Annotated in this window: 14 protein-coding genes; 10 read left to right on the forward strand and 4 right to left on the reverse strand. The window is 69.5% G+C overall.

The window, feature by feature from the left end:
* Window positions 1-7: 7 nt before the first annotated feature.
* The 9 genes from AB0I98_RS31035 (at window position 8) to AB0I98_RS31075 (ending at window position 12508) form a co-directional block, all read left to right on the forward strand.
* On the forward strand, window positions 8-1288 hold the full coding sequence (locus AB0I98_RS31035) for an extracellular solute-binding protein (RefSeq protein ID WP_362947796.1): 1281 nt from the start codon (window positions 8-10) through the stop codon (window positions 1286-1288).
* A 124-nt stretch (window positions 1289-1412) separates the two neighbouring features.
* On the forward strand, window positions 1413-2297 hold the full coding sequence (locus tag AB0I98_RS31040; protein ID WP_362947846.1) for a sugar ABC transporter permease: 885 nt from the start codon (window positions 1413-1415) through the stop codon (window positions 2295-2297).
* A complete protein-coding gene (locus AB0I98_RS31045) occupies window positions 2294-3166 on the forward strand; it encodes a carbohydrate ABC transporter permease (protein WP_362947798.1) in 873 nt (290 codons plus the stop codon). The genes AB0I98_RS31040 and AB0I98_RS31045 overlap by 4 nt, the downstream gene beginning before the upstream one ends.
* 139 nt (window positions 3167-3305) lie before the next feature.
* A complete protein-coding gene (locus AB0I98_RS31050) occupies window positions 3306-4250 on the forward strand; it encodes an alkaline phosphatase family protein (protein ID WP_362947799.1) in 945 nt (314 codons plus the stop codon).
* Complete coding sequence (locus tag AB0I98_RS31055) at window positions 4247-7219, forward strand: glycoside hydrolase family 2 TIM barrel-domain containing protein (RefSeq protein ID WP_362947801.1); 2973 nt, start codon at window positions 4247-4249, stop codon at window positions 7217-7219. The genes AB0I98_RS31050 and AB0I98_RS31055 overlap by 4 nt, the downstream gene beginning before the upstream one ends.
* 55 nt (window positions 7220-7274) lie before the next feature.
* Window positions 7275-9116, forward strand: coding sequence for a LamG-like jellyroll fold domain-containing protein (locus AB0I98_RS31060; RefSeq protein ID WP_362947802.1), 1842 nt, complete (start codon window positions 7275-7277; stop codon window positions 9114-9116).
* 20 nt (window positions 9117-9136) lie between these two features.
* Window positions 9137-10804 carry a PHP domain-containing protein gene (locus tag AB0I98_RS31065; protein ID WP_362947804.1) on the forward strand — a complete coding sequence of 556 codons (1668 nt, stop codon included), beginning with the start codon at window positions 9137-9139 and terminating at the stop codon, window positions 10802-10804.
* On the forward strand, window positions 10804-11652 hold the full coding sequence (locus AB0I98_RS31070) for a hypothetical protein (RefSeq protein WP_362947806.1): 849 nt from the start codon (window positions 10804-10806) through the stop codon (window positions 11650-11652). The genes AB0I98_RS31065 and AB0I98_RS31070 overlap by 1 nt, the downstream gene beginning before the upstream one ends.
* A gap of 25 nt (window positions 11653-11677) precedes the next feature.
* Window positions 11678-12508: a PaaX family transcriptional regulator C-terminal domain-containing protein gene (locus AB0I98_RS31075; RefSeq protein WP_362947808.1), complete on the forward strand. Its 831-nt coding sequence runs from the start codon at window positions 11678-11680 to the stop codon at window positions 12506-12508.
* On the opposite strand, the gene AB0I98_RS31080 is transcribed toward AB0I98_RS31075, so the two are convergent.
* Genes AB0I98_RS31080 through AB0I98_RS31095 form a run of 4 tightly spaced genes read right to left on the reverse strand, consistent with a single transcriptional unit; the run spans window position 12499 to window position 16280 of the window.
* Window positions 12499-12954 carry a MaoC family dehydratase gene (locus tag AB0I98_RS31080; protein ID WP_362947809.1) on the reverse strand — a complete coding sequence of 152 codons (456 nt, stop codon included), beginning with the start codon at window positions 12952-12954 and terminating at the stop codon, window positions 12499-12501. The two genes, AB0I98_RS31075 and AB0I98_RS31080, sit on opposite strands and share 10 nt — an antisense overlap.
* Window positions 12955-12962: 8 nt before the next feature.
* Window positions 12963-14465 (reverse strand): o-succinylbenzoate--CoA ligase, encoded by a 1503-nt coding sequence (menE, locus tag AB0I98_RS31085; protein WP_362947811.1) that lies wholly within the window; start codon window positions 14463-14465, stop codon window positions 12963-12965.
* A gap of 10 nt (window positions 14466-14475) precedes the next feature.
* Entirely contained in the window at window positions 14476-15351 is an 876-nt protein-coding gene (locus AB0I98_RS31090; RefSeq protein WP_362947847.1) for an amidohydrolase family protein, read from the reverse strand.
* An 11-nt stretch (window positions 15352-15362) separates the two neighbouring features.
* Window positions 15363-16280: an SDR family oxidoreductase gene (locus AB0I98_RS31095; RefSeq protein WP_362947812.1), complete on the reverse strand. Its 918-nt coding sequence runs from the start codon at window positions 16278-16280 to the stop codon at window positions 15363-15365.
* Between the two features lie 202 nt (window positions 16281-16482).
* Here AB0I98_RS31095 and AB0I98_RS31100 point away from each other — a divergent pair, with 202 nt between their 5' ends.
* On the forward strand, window positions 16483-16908 hold the full coding sequence (locus tag AB0I98_RS31100; RefSeq protein ID WP_362947813.1) for a MarR family transcriptional regulator: 426 nt from the start codon (window positions 16483-16485) through the stop codon (window positions 16906-16908).
* The last annotated feature ends 57 nt before the right edge of the window (window positions 16909-16965 follow it).

Below are 16965 nucleotides of genomic sequence, written 5' to 3' on the forward strand. Positions count from 1 at the left end.
GTGACCCGTGGACCTCTCTCGTAGACGCTTCCTCCAGGCCGCCGCGTTCACCGCGGCCGCGTCCGGCCTGACCGTCGCCTGCGGCGACGGCTCGGAATCGGGCGGCACCAAGAACGGCAAGAACCTCACCCTGTGGTACTGGGGTGGCGCGCTCAGCGACAAGCTGGTCGCGGAGACCAAGACGCACTTCAGCAGCGAGGTCAAGCTGACCGCCGCCTCCATCGGCGGCGAATTCAAGCAGAAGCTCACCACCACCCTCGCTGCGGGCGGCTCCTCCGTGCCCGACATCACCGGCATCAAGGGCGAGGACATAGCCTCCTTCCTGCCCAACGCCGACCGCTTCCTCGACCTGAACGACCTGGGCTTCAAGAAGATCTCGTCCCAGTACCTGGAGTGGAAGACCAAGCTCGCCCAGACCGAGGACGGCAAGCAGATCGGGTTCCCGATCGACATCGGTCCCACCGCGCTCTTCTACCGCGCGGACCTGTTCGACAAGGCCGGGCTGCCGACCGACCCGGCCAAGGTCGCCGCCGAGGCCAAGACCTGGGAGGACTACTTCGCGCTCGGCACCGAGCTGAAGAAGTCGCAGCCCGGTGTCTTCCTGGTCAACAACATCAGCGCGGTGTTCAACATCGCGGTCGGCCAGGGCACCAAGCGGTTCATCGACGAGGACAACCACTTCATCGGCGACCAGGAGCACATCCGCGCCGCGTGGGAAACGGCGATCCGCCCCTACACGCTCGGCATCGACGCCAAGATCAACGACCAGACCTGGAACGCCGCCATCGGGAAGAACCTGGCCACCGAACTCGGCGCCGCCTGGCACGCGCTGGACATCGAGTCGGCCGCCCCGGGCACCAAGGGCAAGTGGCGGGTCTGTGCGAACCCCAACGGGCCGGCCAACCAGGGCGGCTCCTACCTGGCCCTGCCCTCGCAGTGCCGGAACCCCGAAGAGGCATTCAAGATCATCAGCTGGATCCTCAGCCCGGAGAACAACGCCAAGAGCTACACCGACGCCACCATCTTCCCCGCCTCGCCGGCGACGTACTCGATGGAAGCCATGACAGGCCCCGACGCCTTCTTCGGCGGACAGAAGATCATCGAGGTCTTCGGCCCCGCCGCCGAGGCCATCCCGGTGAGCTACGAGGCACCCGCCGACTCCGCGGTCATGGCACCCTTCACGGCCGAGCTGAGCAGCATCGAGGCCAAGGGCAAGAAGCCCGATGACGCCTGGAACGACGCGGTCAGCCAGGCGAAGCAGATCGCCCGGCGACAGGGGGTGAAGTGAGGTGGCGTCACCTCCGGTCACCGGTTCCGCCACGGTGCGCGAGCACCGTGGCGGGCCCGGCCCGGCCCGTTTCCGCCCGCGGCGTACCCCGCCCGCGGGCGCCGTTCGGCCCAGGCGTCGCGGGGTGCTGTCGTACTGGCGGCAGTACCTGGCGATCTCGCCCTTCTTCCTGATCTTCGCCGCCTTCTCCTTCGGCCCTGTCTTCTATTCGCTGTATCTGTCCTTCCAGCGCTACGACGGCCTGGGCACCAAGCAGTTCGTGGGTCTGCAGCAGTACGAGTTCCTCTGGAACGACCCGGTCTTCTGGCTGTCCATCCGCAACACCCTGGTGATCTGGGTGTTGTCCACCGTGCCCACGCTGTTCGGCGCCCTGGTGCTGGCGACGCTGCTGCATTCGGTGCGCCGCTTCAAAGGCTTCTACCGCATCGCTCTGTACGTCCCGAACGTCACCTCGATCGTCGCCGTGGCGATCTTCTTCGGCGCGGTGTTCAGCAACAACTTCGGTCTGGTCAACGCGATCCTGGGCACGGTGGGCATCGAGCCCGTCCCGTGGCTGAGCAATCCGTGGCTGATCAAAGTGGTCATCGCGCTGCTGATGACCTGGATGTGGACCGGCTACAACATGATCATCTACCTGGCCGGCCTGCAGGCCATCCCGACGCAGATCTACGAGGCGGCCAAGCTGGACGGCGCCGGCCCCGTCCGTACCTTCTTCCAGATCACCATGCCGATCATGCGGCCCATCATCCTGTTCACCGTCGTCATCTCGACCATCAACGGTCTGCAGAGCTTCAGCGAACCCCAGGTGCTGTTCGCCAGCAACGCCGCCAACCAGAACCAGGGCGGCCCTGGCCAGGCGGGCCTGACCACGCTGCTGTACTTCTACCAGTCGGCCTTCCTCGACAACGACTACGGCTATGGCGCGGCCATCGTGTGGGCCTTCTTCGTACTGATCATCGTGCTCGTCGTCATCAACTGGCGCATCGTGCAACGAGGGAGGAAGTCATGACGACAGCCGCCAACACATCGCCGGCCACGGGCCCGAGGCGGCGGCTGCGGCGCCCCAAGGGCCTGATCGCGCACATCATCCTCGCCCTGGCCGTCCTGATCTCGGTCTTCCCGTTCGTGTGGACGATCGTGATGGCGACCAACACCACCAAGGACATTTACAAGAGCCCACCGAAGCTGACCTTCGGCTCCCATCTGCTGGAGAACATCCGGCACGTGCTCGACACCATCGACTTCTTCGGGTCGATGCTCAACACGGTCGTCGTCGCGTGCGTCACCACGATCCTGGTGCTGTTCGTCGACTCCCTGGCGGCCTTCGCCTTCGCCAAGTTCGACTTCCCCGGGCGCAAGGTGCTCTTCGGCACGCTGCTGGTGTTCATGATGCTGCCGCTCCAGCTGGCCGTCCTGCCGCAGTTCCTCCTCATGTCCGAGATCGGCTGGGTCGGCATGCTCAAGGCGCTGGCCCTGCCCGCCCTCGCCAACGCCTTCGGCATCTTCTGGCTGCACCAGTACATACAGAACGGCGTGCCCGACGAACTGCTCGACGCCGCCCGCATCGACGGCGCCGGGTTCTTCCGTCAGTACTGGAACGTCGCCCTACCGATGATCAAACCCGCACTGTCCTTCCTCGCCATCTACGCCTTCGTCAACGCCTGGAACGACTACGTCTGGCCACTCATCGTGCTCACCAACCCCGACCACGTCACCCTCCAGGTGGAGCTCGCCCAGCTCAACCTCGGCCACAGCACCGACTACAGCATGGTCATGGCCGGCGTGCTCATGGCGGCCATCCCGCTGGTCGTGGTCTTCACGATCTTCGCCCGAGGCTTCATCGCGGGTGCGACGGAGGGAGCAGTGCAGGGGAGCTGAAGGGCCGCGCCCCAAAGGGGCGCGGGGAACTGCGCGACCAGCCACAACGGGCGCGCAGCCAAGAACCGGCAGTCAGTCCCGAGCTCTTGGTACTGGACCAGACCGGTGCAGCAGGCAAGAGCGCCGAGGGGGGTAGACAGTGACGGACGCCGAGGGCCGGCGCGGCAAGGTGCTCGTCGTGGGCATGGACGGGCTGCGCTTCGACCGCCTGACCGGCCGGCAGGCCAACGCACCCGTGCTGCACGCCCTGATGGCCGCGGGCGCCCACGGCACCAGCCTGCTGCCCTACGGCGAGGCGGACGGCCAGGCCGAGGACGGCCCCTCGACCAGCATGGCCTACACCGACTCCGGGCCCGGCTGGTCGAGCGCGCTGACCGGGGTCTGGCCCGACCGTCACGGGGTGACCGGCAACGACTTCGCCGGTGCCGACTACGCCCGCTACCCCGACGTCCTGAGCCGCGCCGTCACCGCCCGGCCCGGTCTGCGCACCGCGGCCGTGGTGTCCTGGCCGGAGTTGGTCCGCCGAGGCGTCCTCGGCGCCGCCATCGGCCGACGTGTGGACTACGACGGCGAATCCGACGGCTACGAAACCGCGGACCGCCTCGTCGCCCGAACCGCCGAGCGCTGGCTCACGGAGGACGACCCGGACGTCCTGTTCGTGTACTTCGGCGCCACCGACGAGGCCGGCCACGCCACGGGCCCCCTCTCTCCCGCCTACGACCACGCCCTGCGCGCCCAGGACACCCACCTCGGGCGGCTGCTGGACGCGGTCGACGCCCGGCGCTCGGACCCCCGACGTGCCGACGAGCACTGGACCGTGCTGGTCACCACGGACCACGGTCACCTCGACACCGGCGGCCACGGCGGTGACACGCGTGCCGAACAGGAGGTCTTCGTCATCCTTGCCGAGCCCGGCGCGCACGGCGGCACCCGGCTCGACACGCCCCGCCTCATCGACATCGCCCCCACCGTCCTGGACCGGCTCGGCATCGCCGTCGATCCCGTCTGGGGCCTGCAAGGCCGTGCCCTGCCCCGGCACAGCCCAACGTCACCCACGTCCCCACCGACTTCGGAATGGCCATGACCGACGCACTTCCGCACCCAGCCGATCCCCTGATCGCCCTGCGCCCCTGGGAGGCACCCGAGGTGACCTCCTGGGGGCGCCTCCCCATGAACGCCGTCGACCGGCGCTCCGGAGCACTGCCCCTGGACGGCGACTGGCGCTTCCAGTTGCTGTCCGCCCCGGACGCGCCGGTCGGCGGTTCCTGGTCCTCGACGTACGTCCCCGGCGCCTGGACCATGCAGGGCACGGACGACCTGCCGCAGTACACCAACGTCCGCATGCCGTTCGCCGAGTTCCCGCCCCACTCGCCCGCCGCCAACCCGACGGGCGTGTACGAGCGTGCGGTGGACGTCCCCGCCGAGTGGGCCGGGCGGCGGATCGTGTTGCAGGTCGGGGCGGCCGAGAGCGTGCTGCTGGTGCAGGTGGACGGGCGGCCTGTCGGGATCTCCAAGGACTCGCATCTGGCGGCCGAGTTCGATCTGACGGACGTCGTACGCCCGGGCTCGTCCGCGGCCGTACGGCTCACGGTCGTCAAATGGTCCGACGCCTCCCACATCGAGGACCAGGACCAGTGGTGGCACGGCGGGATCACCCGGTCGGTGCTGCTGTACGCGACGGATCCGCTGTATCTCGCGGACGTGACCGTACGGGCGCGCGCGGACGGCGAGCTGCGCGTCGACTGCCAGGTACGGGGTGTGCTGCCGGACGGCTGGTACGTCACCGGCGAGCTGGACGGCGAACCCCTCGCGCAGGACGCCGAGTTCGACCGGCTCAACACCGAGGACGAGCGGGTCTCCGACTTCCTCGGCGAGGCACGGTTGTGCGCGACCGTCCCCGACGTCCGCACCTGGACCGCGGAGACGCCCGAGTTGTACGGCCTGACCGTCCGGCTGCACCGCGCCGACGGAACGGTCGCCGACACCTCGTACCAGCGCATCGGCTTCCGCGACGTCGAGATCGTCGGCCGGGACCTGCTGGTCAACGGCGAGCGGATCTACGTCCGGGGCGTGAACCGGCATGACTTCCATCCGCTGACGGGCCGGACGGTGTCGTACGACGACATGCGCGCCGACCTCGTCCTGCTGAAGCGCTTCGGCTTCAACGCGATCCGCACCGCGCACTACCCGAACGACCCGGCGCTGTACGGCCTCGCGGACGAGCTGGGTTTCTACGTCGTCGACGAGGCGGACATCGAGGCGCACGACCACGCGCATGAGATCGCCGACGACCCGCGCTATCTGAACGCCTTCGTGGACCGGGTGTCACGGATGGTGCTGCGGGACAAGAACCATCCGTCGGTGATCATCTGGTCGCTGGGCAACGAGTCCGACTACGGCGCCAACCATGACGCGGCGGCGGGCTGGGTGCGGCGGCACGATCCGACGCGGCCGATCCAGTACGAGGGGGCGGCCAAGCTCGACTGGGCGGCGACGGACGACGCCTCCGACATCGCCTGCCCCATGTACGCGCCGATCGAGGACTGTGTCGCGCACGCGCTCTCCGGTGAGCAGACGCGACCGCTGATCCAGTGCGAGTACTCGCACGCCATGGGCAACAGCAACGGCACGCTCGCCGACCACTGGGCCGCCATCGAGTCAACGCCCGGTCTTCAGGGCGGCTTCATCTGGGAGTTCTGGGACCACGGCATTCTCCAGCGGGTGACAGACGGCAGACCCGCCGGGCGCTCCGGCGCCGGGCTGTACGACAACGGTGTCGCCGCGCCCGGACATCGCTGGGCGTACGGCGGCGACTTCGGCGAGACGATCCACGACGGCGCGTTCATCGCCGACGGGATCGTGTTCCCCGACCGCACGCCCAAGCCCGTGATGTACGAGCACCGCGAGATCGCGGCGCCGGTGCGGCTGACGTGCTTCAAGCACGAGGGCCTGGTGGTCGAGAACCACCAGTGCTTCCGCGGGCTGGACTGGCTGTCCGCCCAGTGGGAGCTGACCCTCTCCGACGGCCGTACTCCCCCAGCCTTCGGCCGGGGGGACCCCCATTTCGCTACGCTCACCGCTCCCGCCGAGCTGCCCGACCTGATTCCCGGCGAGACGGCGGCCGTGCCGCTCCCCTTCGAGCTGCCGGACGACGGCGGCGAGGCCTGGGTGACGCTGCGCGTGACCACGAAGGATGACGAGCCGTGGGGGCCGCGCGGCACCGAGGTGTGTGCGCCCCAGCTGCGACTGCGGGCGGCCCCCGCGCCGCGGAACGCGACCGTCCAGGGCCCGCCCGTCGAGGTCGACGGGGAAGGGCTCCTCGTCCATCCCCTCCTCACCGCCGCCCCCACGCTGTCGCTGTGGCGGGCGCCCACCGACAACGACGAGCTGGGCGGCATCGCGCTGCGCTGGCGGACCTGGGGGCTCGACGCGCTGGTCCGCAAGGTCGTCAACGTGCGGCGGGAGGGTGAGCGAGTGACCGTGCATGCCGAGTACGCCGGGACGAGCGGCGTCGTGCGCCATGTGCAGGTGTTCACTCCCGTCGAGGGCGGCGTCCGGGTCGAGGAGTCGGCCGAGCTGCCGGAGGACTTCGAGGACGTGGCCCGGGTGGGCACGGTGTTCGAGACGGTGCCCGGGCTCGACCTGCTGGAGTGGTTCGGGCAGGGGCCCTGGGAGTCGTACCCGGACCGCAGTGCGGGCGCGCCCGTCGGCCATCACTCCGTGCCCGTGGACGACCTGTTCACCCCCTATCTGCGCCCGCAGGAGAGCGGCGGCCGGCACGGCGTACGGCACTTCACGCTGTCGGCACCGGACGCCACCGGTCTCGCGGTGCGGCTGGACGAGCCCCGGCAGGTCTCCGTGACCCGGTACCGCGCCGAGGACCTCACCGCCGCCGCCCACCATGACGAGCTGGTCCCGCGACCGGGGTGCGTGGTGCACATCGACGCGGCACACCGGGGGCTGGGCACCGCGTCGTGCGGCCCGGACACCTCCGCCTCGTATCTGATCCCGCCGGGTGTCCACCGCTGGAACTGGACCCTGCGCGCACTCTGAACCCGCCTTCACTCCCTTCACGCCTTCACGCCCTTGTGCCTTCACTGGAGACGATGTGTGCACCACCCATGAGCCCGGGCAGGAGTCTGCCTGCGCCCACGCCGGCAGACGCAACTTCCTCAGAGCCACCGCGCTGATCGGCGCCGCGGCCACCGCCGTCACCCTCCCGACCGTCGCTGCCGAGGCAGCGACGGTCGGCCGCGGCTGGCGCCCCGACACCGAGAACCGGCGCTTCACGCTCGCCGTGATGCCCGACACGCAGTACCTCTTCGACGGGCCGAGCATCAACCCGGCGCCGATCCAGGCCTCGCTGCGCTATCTGCTGGAGCACGGGCGTGAGGACAACGTCGTCTTCCTGTCCCACCTGGGCGACCTGACCGAGAACGGCGCGAAGGCCGAGTGCGACGCGATCGGCGAGGCGTTCGAGCTGCTGGACCGGCGCGGAGTGGGCTACAGCGTGCTGGCGGGCAACCACGACGTCCGCTCGTCCACCACCGACCAGCGCGGCGCGACGCCGTACCTCGACACGTTCGGCCCGCACCGCTTCAGGGGCAAGCCGAGCTTCGGCGGTGCCTCCGCCGACGGCTACAACACCTTCCACGTCTTCAAGGCGGCCGGGCGTGAGTGGCTCGTCCTCGCCCTGGACTGGCGGCTGTCGGACCAGGGTTACGCGTGGGCGAAGGACGTCATCGCCCAGCATCCGAGCACGCCCGTCATCCTGACCACGCACGAGCTGGTCGTCGGCGACGAAGCCCTCTCCCCGTACGGGCAGCAGCTGTGGGACAAGCTGGTCAAGGACCACGACCAGATCTTCCTCACCCTCAACGGCCACTACTGGCCGGCCGCCCGCGCGGTCCGCAAGAACGCGGCCGGGAATGACGTACATCTGCACCTGACGAACTATCAGAACCGTTACTACGGCGGCGCGGCGATGATCCGCCTCTACCACTTCGACCTCGACCGGAACACGATCGACGTCGAGACGCTGTCGCCGTGGATCCTGGGCCGGGCCGCGAAGGGGCTCAACGAGCTGGAGCGGCAGGAGATGGAGCTGTCCGGGGATACGGACCGGTTCTCCGTCGACCTCGACTTCGAGGAGCGGTTCGCCGGGTTCGCACCGATACCCGTACGGCCGTCCCGGCCCGCCGACCGGATGCTGGTGCGGGGCACGGTCGCGTACTGGCGGTTCGACGGCCACGAGGAGGGGGCCGCGGTCGAGGGGACGGTGCGTGACCTGTCGGGGCGCGGCAACGACCTCGCCGTGGTCAAGGTCGGGGACGGCTCGCTGACCTGGTCGACGGCTCATCACCCGGATCAACCGGGGCACGGCAGCCTGTACTTCCGGGGCGGCAAGCCGCCGCTCAAGGGCGCCTACCTGCGTACGGTCGATGATGCCCCTCTCAACTCGGCCACCTTCAAGTCCGGTTACACCATCGAGGCGTTCTACTGGCTGCCCGCCGACTGGACCGGCTCCCGCAACGCCTGGGCCGGACTGGTCAGCCGCACCGGCACCGGCGGGGCGGCAGGCAAGACCGAGGGCGACCCGGACGAGCCGCTCGCCACGCTCTCCCTCTCCGACGGACCCGGCCCGCAGTGGGCCGTGCGCCCGCTCAACCAGCAGGGTATCGCCACCAACTGGGGCGACGAGACGGCCCCCGAGCAGTGGTGGCACGTCGCCGTCGTCAACGACGGCAGGCACACCACGCTGTACGTCCAGGGCTGCCCGGTCGCCCGCAACCCGCACGCCCCCGCGATCGGCCTCACCTCGGTGGGCCTGCCCTGGCTGCTCGGCGGCTATGAGTACGGCGGGAAGATCGACCAGATCCTGTACGGGCGCCTCGGCGACGTCCGGATCGTCGAACGCGCCCTGCCCGTCACGTCGTTCATGAACCACTGAACCTTTCGGAAGGCATCCCCGTGAACGACCAGCAGCTGCCCGCCTGGGCCGACCCGTCCGTATCCCTGGCGGAACTCGATCCGCAGGGCCTGTCCAGACGCGGACTCCTGCGCCGCACGGGCCTGTTCGGCGCCGCCTTCGCCCTCGGTTCGGCGGCCGTGCCCGCGGCGGCGTCCTCGCGGCCCTTCGGCGGTGACGACCCGCGCCTCGCCTACCTCGTCGGCGATCACCACGTCCACTCCGTCTACAGCCACGACGCGAAGTACACCTTCGACCAGGTCGTCAAAGCGGGCGCCAAGTACGGCGTCGACTGGCTGGTGTTCAACGAGCACTCCAACTTCGGGCACGCCGAGTTCGGGGCGAAGCTGGAGCACCAGGAGATCCTGAAGACGCGGGCCGCGAACCCGCGTCAGCTGATCTTCCAGGGCCTGGAGTGGTACATCCCGGGCGCCGAGCACTGCACGGTCTTCGCGGCACCGGGCCCGCACGAGGTCGACCTGCTCACGAAGTTCGAGCTCGCCTACGACGGCAAGCTGCTCGGTTACGCGGCGGGCGGCCCCACCCACCCTGACACTCCCCGCAACGAGGCGCACGCCGTCAAGGCCATCAAGTGGCTGGCCGAGCAGCGCCGCACGGGTTACGTCGACGATGTGCTCGTCCTCGCCAACCACCCACTGCGCCTGGGCATCGACTCCCCGCACGAGATGCGTAACTGGCGGGACGCGGCCCCCGAGATCATGATCGGCGTGGAGGGCGCGCCCGGCGCCCAGGGCGGCGCCATCCCCGGCTGGCGCGGTCCGACCTCGATCCGCGGCGAGTACGAGAACAAGCCCTCGGAGAACTCCTGGCCCGGCTACCCGGCCGACGCGTACGTCACGTACGGCGGCTTCGACTGGATGACGGCCACCGTCGGAGGCATGTGGGACGCCATGCTCGCCGAGGGCAAGCTGTTCACGATCACCACCAACTCCGATGTGCACCGGGTGGTGTTCGACACCTGGAAGAACGGCAACTGGCTCCCCGGCCAGAACTTCGACAACACCGGCCGGCTGCCCGACCCGGTGAACACCACCGAACCCCAGCCCGGCGGCGACTTCTGGCCCGGCCAGTTCAGCCGCACCCACGTGGGCGTCACGCGCTACGGCTACCGATCGGTGATGGCGGGCCTGCGCGCGGGCCGGGTCTGGCTGGACCACGGACATCTGCTGGACGGGCTCGAGGTGCGGCTGAGGCGCGACTGCGACCACGGCCGGGGCGTCACGCTGGGCGGCAGGCTGCGTGTCCGCAAGGGCGAGCGGCTCACCCTGACGGTCACCGTCACCAGCGCCTCCCGCCCCAACCCGCAGGGAATCCTGCCCGAGTTGGCGCACGTGGACGTCATCCGGGGCGCGGTGCGCGGCCCGGCGGCCGACCGTGACACCTGGCAGGCGCCCGCCACCAGAGTCGTCACCACCAAGGACGTCAGCGGCCGCAAGGGGACGTACACCCTGCGTATCCCGCTCACCGCCGGCGACGAGTCCTTCTACGTCCGGCTGCGCGGCAGCGACGGCAACCGGCACGGCGCGGGCTATCTGGGCGCCTCCGTCGACCCGCACGGGCCGCTCCCCCACGAGCCCGGCAACGGTGACCCGTGGGCCGATACGTGGTTCTATTCCAACCCGATATTCGTCGACGTGAAGGGTGCCTGATGAAGCGTCAACTCGTCTGCCTGGCCGCGTTATTAGGAGCGTTCGCAGTGGGCGCGGGCACCGCCTCCGCCGCCGGTGACCCGCGCTGGGCGGAGACCGGCACGGCGTACACCGACACCCTCGGCGGCGGGCAGGGCCTGGCGAGCCGGGCCGACGGGTCGCTGCTGTACCGGGGGCTCGCGGACATCCCGCTGGACCTGCGTTTCAAGGGCTGGAACCACGTGGGCGACCCGGACATCGCGAACGGGTACACGTTCGACGCCTACCAGGGCCCGGACACGGCGACGTCCAAGATGTACGCGGTGACGACCCCGGCCGGGAAGCGCTACGAGTACGTCCACCAGCTGGGCGCGGGCGAGAAGCTCAACAACTCCTTCGCGACCGTCTCGCCGGACGGGCAGTGGCTGGTGTCGGGCGAGTGGGGCGGCCAGAACCGGCTCCAGGTCTTCCCCGCTCCCCTGCTCAATCCGTCCACCCCGCAGACGGGCGGTGATCTGAAGGAGGCCGGGCAGATCACGCTGGACAAGCCCGTGCGTGACATCCAGGGCTGCGACTTCGTCACCGAGACCCGGCTGGTGTGTGCCTCGAACGACGCCACCGGGTCCCTCTTCCCGGAGATCCGCCCGCTCCTCCAGGTCGACCTGCCCCACAAGCTCGACGGGCAGCCGGTCACCGGGGCGGTCAAGAGCCTGTTCGCGCTGCCGCAGCGCAGTGTGTGCACCGGCACCTTCGAGACGGAGGGCGTCGACTACGACGTGCACAGCGGCACCCTGCGCGCCCAGGTGATCCAGCCCGGCATCTGCGCACTGTCGACGACCGTGTACTCGTACCAGCAGGTCACGGACTGATCCAGCAGGCGTTACCGTGGGCCGCGTGACCACCGAAGAGTCGCTGCGGCCCCAGTCCCTGATGCTGACGTTCCTGGGCGATCAGGTGCTCGGGCGTGATGTCTGCGTGTACTCGGGCAGTGTCATCGACGTCTTCGGCCGGGTCGGCGTCGGTGAGCAGGCGACGCGCTCGACGCTGACCCGGATGGTGCACCGTGGCCTGCTGCGCCGCCAGCGCGAGGGCCGCCGGATGTACTTCGGGCTGACCGAGCATTCGGCGGCCGTCCTGCGCGACGGAGAGCGGCGTATCTGGGAGACCGGCGCGGTCAACCGGCAGTGGGACGGCACCTGGACCCTGCTCGGCTTCTCCCTGCCCGAGTCCTGGCAGCGGCAGCGGCACGACCTGCGCTCGAAGCTCACCTGGAGCGGGTTCGGGCCGCTGTTCAACGGCCTGTGGATCGCGCCGGGCCACGTCGACGTGGGCGAGCTGGTCGCCGAGCTGGGGCTGTCCGCGCATGTGAAGATCTTCCGCGCCCACGCCGACGCCGGCATGGACATCGGCGCGATGATCGAGGAGACCTGGGAGCTGTCCGAACTGGCGGTGCGCTACGAGGAGTTCGTCCGCCGCTGGCAGCCGTGGGAGACGGACCTGCCGGACGCCGACGACGCTCTCGGGCTGCGGCTGGTGCTGCAGGCCGAGTGGCTGCGGATCATCCGCCGTGATCCCCGGCTGCCGGTCAGGCATCTGCCGGACGACTGGCCGGCGGAACGGGCCGAGAAGACGTTCCGGCGGGTGCACGACCGGTTCACCCCGCCGGCGCTGGACGCTTCGGAACGCCTTCTCGACCTCGTGCCGGTACGCCCCGATCAGGCGTAGAAGCGGGACAGGCTCTGCAGCACGGCGGCAGGCTTCGCGCCGCCCTCGATCTCTATCGTGCCGTCGACGGTGATCTGCACCCCGCCGGGGACCTCCTCGACCTCCGCCAGCTTCCCGACCAGCCGGATCTTCGAACCGACCTTCACCGGCGAGGGGAAACGCACCTTGTTCAGGCCGTAGTTGACCTTGGTGGTGACGCCCTGGACGTCGAGCAGCTCGGTGAAGAGCGGGATGAAGAGGGAGAGCGTGAGGTAGCCGTGCGCGATCGGGGCGCCGAAGGGGCCCTCGGCGGCCTTCTCCGGGTCGACGTGGATCCACTGGTGGTCGCCCGTGGCGTCGGCGAACGTGTTGATGCGCTCCTGGGTGATCTCGATCCACTCGCTGGTGCCGAGGTCGCTGCCCGCGAGCTTCTTCAGTTCGTCGAGGCCGTTGACGGTGATGCTCATGAGGTTCCTTACTGGTTGCCGTATCGACTGCGGACACGGGACTTGAGGAGCTTTCCGGAGGCGGTGCGCGGGAGTTCGTCCGCGAGGACCACGGATTTCGGGATCTTGTACTTGGCGAGGCGGCCGGACAGGGACGCGAGGATCTCGTCGGGATCCACCGAGACGTCCTCGCGCGGCACGACGACGGCGCGCGGCACCTCGCCCCACTTGTCGTCGGGCACGCCGATGACCGCGCACTCGACGATGTCGGGGTGGGCGAGGAGCAGGTCCTCGATCTCGGCGGGGTAGATGTTCTCCCCGCCGGAGATGATCATGTCCTTGATGCGGTCGACGATGAAGACATAGCCGTCCTCGTCGATCCGGGCCGCGTCCCCGCTGCGGAACCACCCGTCCGCGAAGGAGCCGGCCGTCTCCTCGGGCAGCCCCCAGTAGCCGGGCATGACATGCGGCCCCCGGACCACGATCTCGCCGGTCTCACCGACGTCGACCGGCGCGAAGTCCGGCCGTACCACCCGTACGTCGCTGAAGAAGTGCGGCACGCCCGCCGAGCCCGCCTTGCTCAGCGCGTGCTCGGCGTCCAGGAACAGCGTCCCGGGCGAGGCCTCCGTCATGCCGTAGCCCTGGAGGAAGGTCAGCCCGCGCTCCTGGTAGGCGGCGATCAGCGGTGTCGACACCGGGGAGCCGCCGCAGGTGAGGATGCGCAGGCTGGACAGGTCGGCGTCCGGCCAGCGCGGATGCCGGGCGATCTGCTCGAACATCGTCGGCACCCCGAACATGAAGGTGATCCGGTGCCGTTCGATCAGGTCGAAGGTCGTCTCCGGGACGAAGGCCTCGACCAGCACGCATGTACCGCCCTTGAGCAGCACCGGCAGGGTGAGCATGTTCAGGCCCGCCGTGTGGAACAACGGGGCCGACACCAGCGCACGTTCGTCGGTGATCAGGTCCGTGTCGACGAGGACGTTGATCGCGTTCCAGGTCAGATTGCCGTGGGTGAGCATCGCGCCCTTGGGGCGACCGGTCGTGCCCGAGGTGTACATGATGATGCAGGTGTCGTCGGCGCCGACCGGTTCGTCGAAGGGCTCCTGCGACGCGGAGGACAGTGCCTCCTCGTATTCGGCGCCGACTTCGACGTACGTACGGACGTCGGTACTGCCCGGCAGCCCCGCGACCAGGCCCTGGAACGCCGGGCCGTAGACGAGGCCCTTGGCGCCTGAGTCGGCGAGCTGGTAGGCGATCTCGGGTCCGGCGAGGCGGGTGTTGAGCGGCACGAAGACCGCGCCGAGGGTGCCCGCCGCGAACAGGGTCTCCAGGTAGGAGGGGTGGTTGGGGCCCAGGTAGGCGATCCGGTCACCGCGCCGGACGCCCCGGGCGCGCAGGGCATGGGCGAGCCGGGTGGTGCGGTCGTACAGCTCGGCGTACGTGAACGCCGTCTCGCCGTGGATCAGGGCGGTGCGGTGCGGGGTCTTCCGGGCCCGGCGTGCGGGCCATGACCCCAGTCCCTCGTTGCGCATCTACGACCCCTTATGGCTTCGTCAGCCCGAGCAGACGGGCGGCGTTCTCCTTGAGGATCTTCGGCTTGACCTCGTCCTTGATCGTCAGCTTCTCGAAGTCGGCGAGCCAGCGGTCGGGGGTGAGGACGGGGAAGTCGGAGCCGAAGAGGACCTTGTCCTTGAGCAGTGTGTTGGCGTACTGCACGAGCTGCGGCGGGAAGTACTTCGGTGACCAGCCGGACAGGTCGATGTGCACGCCGGGCTTGTGCGTGGCGACGGCGAGGGCCTCGTCCTGCCAGGGGAAGGACGGGTGCGCCAGGATGATCTTGAGGTGCGGGAAGTCGGCCGCCACGTCGTCCACGTGGAGCGGGTTCGAGTACTTGAGGCGGATGCCGCCCCCGCCGGGCACGCCGGCCCCGATGCCCGTCTGACCCGTGTGGAAGAGCGCGATGGTGCCGGTCTCCTCGATCACCTCGTACAGGTCGTACGCCACCGAGCGGTCGTTGGGGAAGAAGCCCTGGATGCTGGGGTGGAACTTGAAGCCCTTCACCCCGTACTCCTCGACCAGGCGCCTGGCCTGCTTCACGCCCGCCTTACCCCGGAACGGGTCGATGGACGCGAAGGGGATGAGGACGTCCGCGTTGGCGGCGGCGGCCTCGGCGACCTCCTCGTTCGGGACGGGCGCGGTGCCGGTCGCGGACTCGGCGTCGACCGTGAAGATCACGGCGGCCATCTTCCGCTCACGGTAGTAGGCGGCCGTCTCCTCGATGGTCGGCTTCCGCTTGCCCTCCACCTTGAAGTAGGCGGAGGAGGCGTCGTGCAGGTCGTCGTCCAGGGAGGAGTGGCCCTTGGAGGACACCTCCGCGTGGGTGTGGACGTCGATGGCGACGAGCTCGTCGATGTTCATGGGGGGTGCCATCACGCCTCCGGCAGCTTGGGCGCGGGGATGCCCACCGACTGCGGTTCGGCACCCACCGAGGTCGGGAAGGCGGCGGCCAGCGTGTCCGGGGTCCAGCCGCCGTCGGCGTACGCCGCCTTGATCTCCTGCGGATGCGACCAGAGTGCCACCTTGTCGCCGCCGATGCCGATGGCCTGCCCGGTGATGCCGCGCGCCGCCTCGGAGGCGAGGAAGGGAACGAGGGCCGCGCAGTCCTCGGGGGTGCCGAAGCCCTCGCCCTTGCGGAGGAAGTCCGGGAGCGGCTCGCCGTTCTTCATAGCCTCGACGTACGGGGCGAAGGCGGGGATGGTCTCGGTCATCGCGGTCGCGGCGACCGGCACGATGGCGTTCACGGTGATGTTCGCGCGGCCCAGCTCCATCGACCAGGTGCGGGCCATGGCGGCGATGCCGGCCTTCGCGGCGGCGTAGTTCGTCTGCCCGAAGTTGCCGCGCTGCCCGGCCGGGGAGCCGACCAGGATCAGCGAGCCGCCCTCGCCCTGCTCGCGCATCCGGACGGCGGCGGCGCGGGCGCAGGTGAAGGTGCCCTTGAGGTGGGTGGTGATCACCGCGTCGAAGTCGTCGTCGGTCATCTTCCACAGGACCTTGTCGCGCAGGATGCCCGCGTTGGTGACCAGGACGTCGAGCCTGCCGAACTCCTCGACGGCGCGGTTCACCAGCCGCTCGGCGGCCTCGGTCGTACCGACCGGGACGACCTCGGCGACGGCGGTGCCGCCGGCCGCGGTGATGGACTTCACGGCCTGCTCGGCCACGGCCTCGTCGATGTCGTTGACGACCACGGAGGCGCCGTGGGCGGCGAGGGCGTGCGCATAGGCGAGGCCGAGGCCCCGGCCGCTGCCGGTGACGACGGCGACCTTGCCGGTGAGATCGATGCTGGGCACGAGCGAGTCCCTTCAAGCGGTGGCACATGGGGTGCGGCTTCCGAGATCGAAGCTAAGAGCAATAATTGTTAACGTCAATAGTTGTTGATGACCTCAGTGTGGGACATGCTGAAATCTCCAGGACACATCGATCGAGCACAGGGAGCCCGCCATCACACGCCAGCACGCCACCCCGAAGCCCATCGACGCGAACGAGCCATGGATGCGCGGACTACATGCGGACACGGGCTACCTGCTGTACCGGCTGGGCCTGCGCTCGGGTCAGCTCTTCAACTCCTTCCTCCAGGAGTCGGGGCTGCGCCTGCGCCACTACGCGGTACTGCGTTTCCTCGCCACCGGCGAGGGGGCGCTGCAGCGCGAGCTGAGCGCCCGGCTCGGCTACGACCCGAGCGCGATCGTCGGCCTGATCGACGACCTGGAGAAGCTGGGCTTCGCCGAGCGCCGCCCCGCCCCGGACGACCGCCGCAGCCGGATCGTGGTCCTCACCGAGGAAGGCCGCTCCTTCCTGCGCGGCACCGACGAAGCCGGGCTGCGGGTGACCAACGATCTGCTGGGCCCGCTGGACGCGGCCGAGCGGGAGACGCTGCAGGCGCTGCTGCTGCGGATCGTGGAGGACGGACCGAGTTAATGTTGTGCAAATGATTGACGGCCGCATGAGAGGTGCCTAGCTTCACGGGGAGCCCGA

This window comes from Streptomyces sp. NPDC050211 (assembly GCF_040656035.1).
Taxonomy (GTDB): Bacteria; Actinomycetota; Actinomycetes; order Streptomycetales; family Streptomycetaceae; genus Streptomyces.

Bases quoted from the DNA above. Each gene is read 5' to 3' on its own strand.
- AB0I98_RS31100 (WP_362947813.1), top strand. From the start codon at position 16,483: ATGCGCGGACTACATGCGGACACGGGCTACCTGCTGTACCGGCTGGGC.
- AB0I98_RS31070 (WP_362947806.1), top strand. From the start codon at position 10,804: ATGAAGCGTCAACTCGTCTGCCTGGCCGCGTTATTAGGAGCGTTCGCA.
- AB0I98_RS31080 (WP_362947809.1), bottom strand. From the start codon at position 12,954: ATGAGCATCACCGTCAACGGCCTCGACGAACTGAAGAAGCTCGCGGGC.
- menE (WP_362947811.1), bottom strand. From the start codon at position 14,465: ATGCGCAACGAGGGACTGGGGTCATGGCCCGCACGCCGGGCCCGGAAG.
- AB0I98_RS31055 (WP_362947801.1), top strand. From the start codon at position 4,247: ATGACCGACGCACTTCCGCACCCAGCCGATCCCCTGATCGCCCTGCGC.
- AB0I98_RS31045 (WP_362947798.1), top strand. From the start codon at position 2,294: ATGACGACAGCCGCCAACACATCGCCGGCCACGGGCCCGAGGCGGCGG.
- AB0I98_RS31090 (WP_362947847.1), bottom strand. From the start codon at position 15,351: ATGAACATCGACGAGCTCGTCGCCATCGACGTCCACACCCACGCGGAG.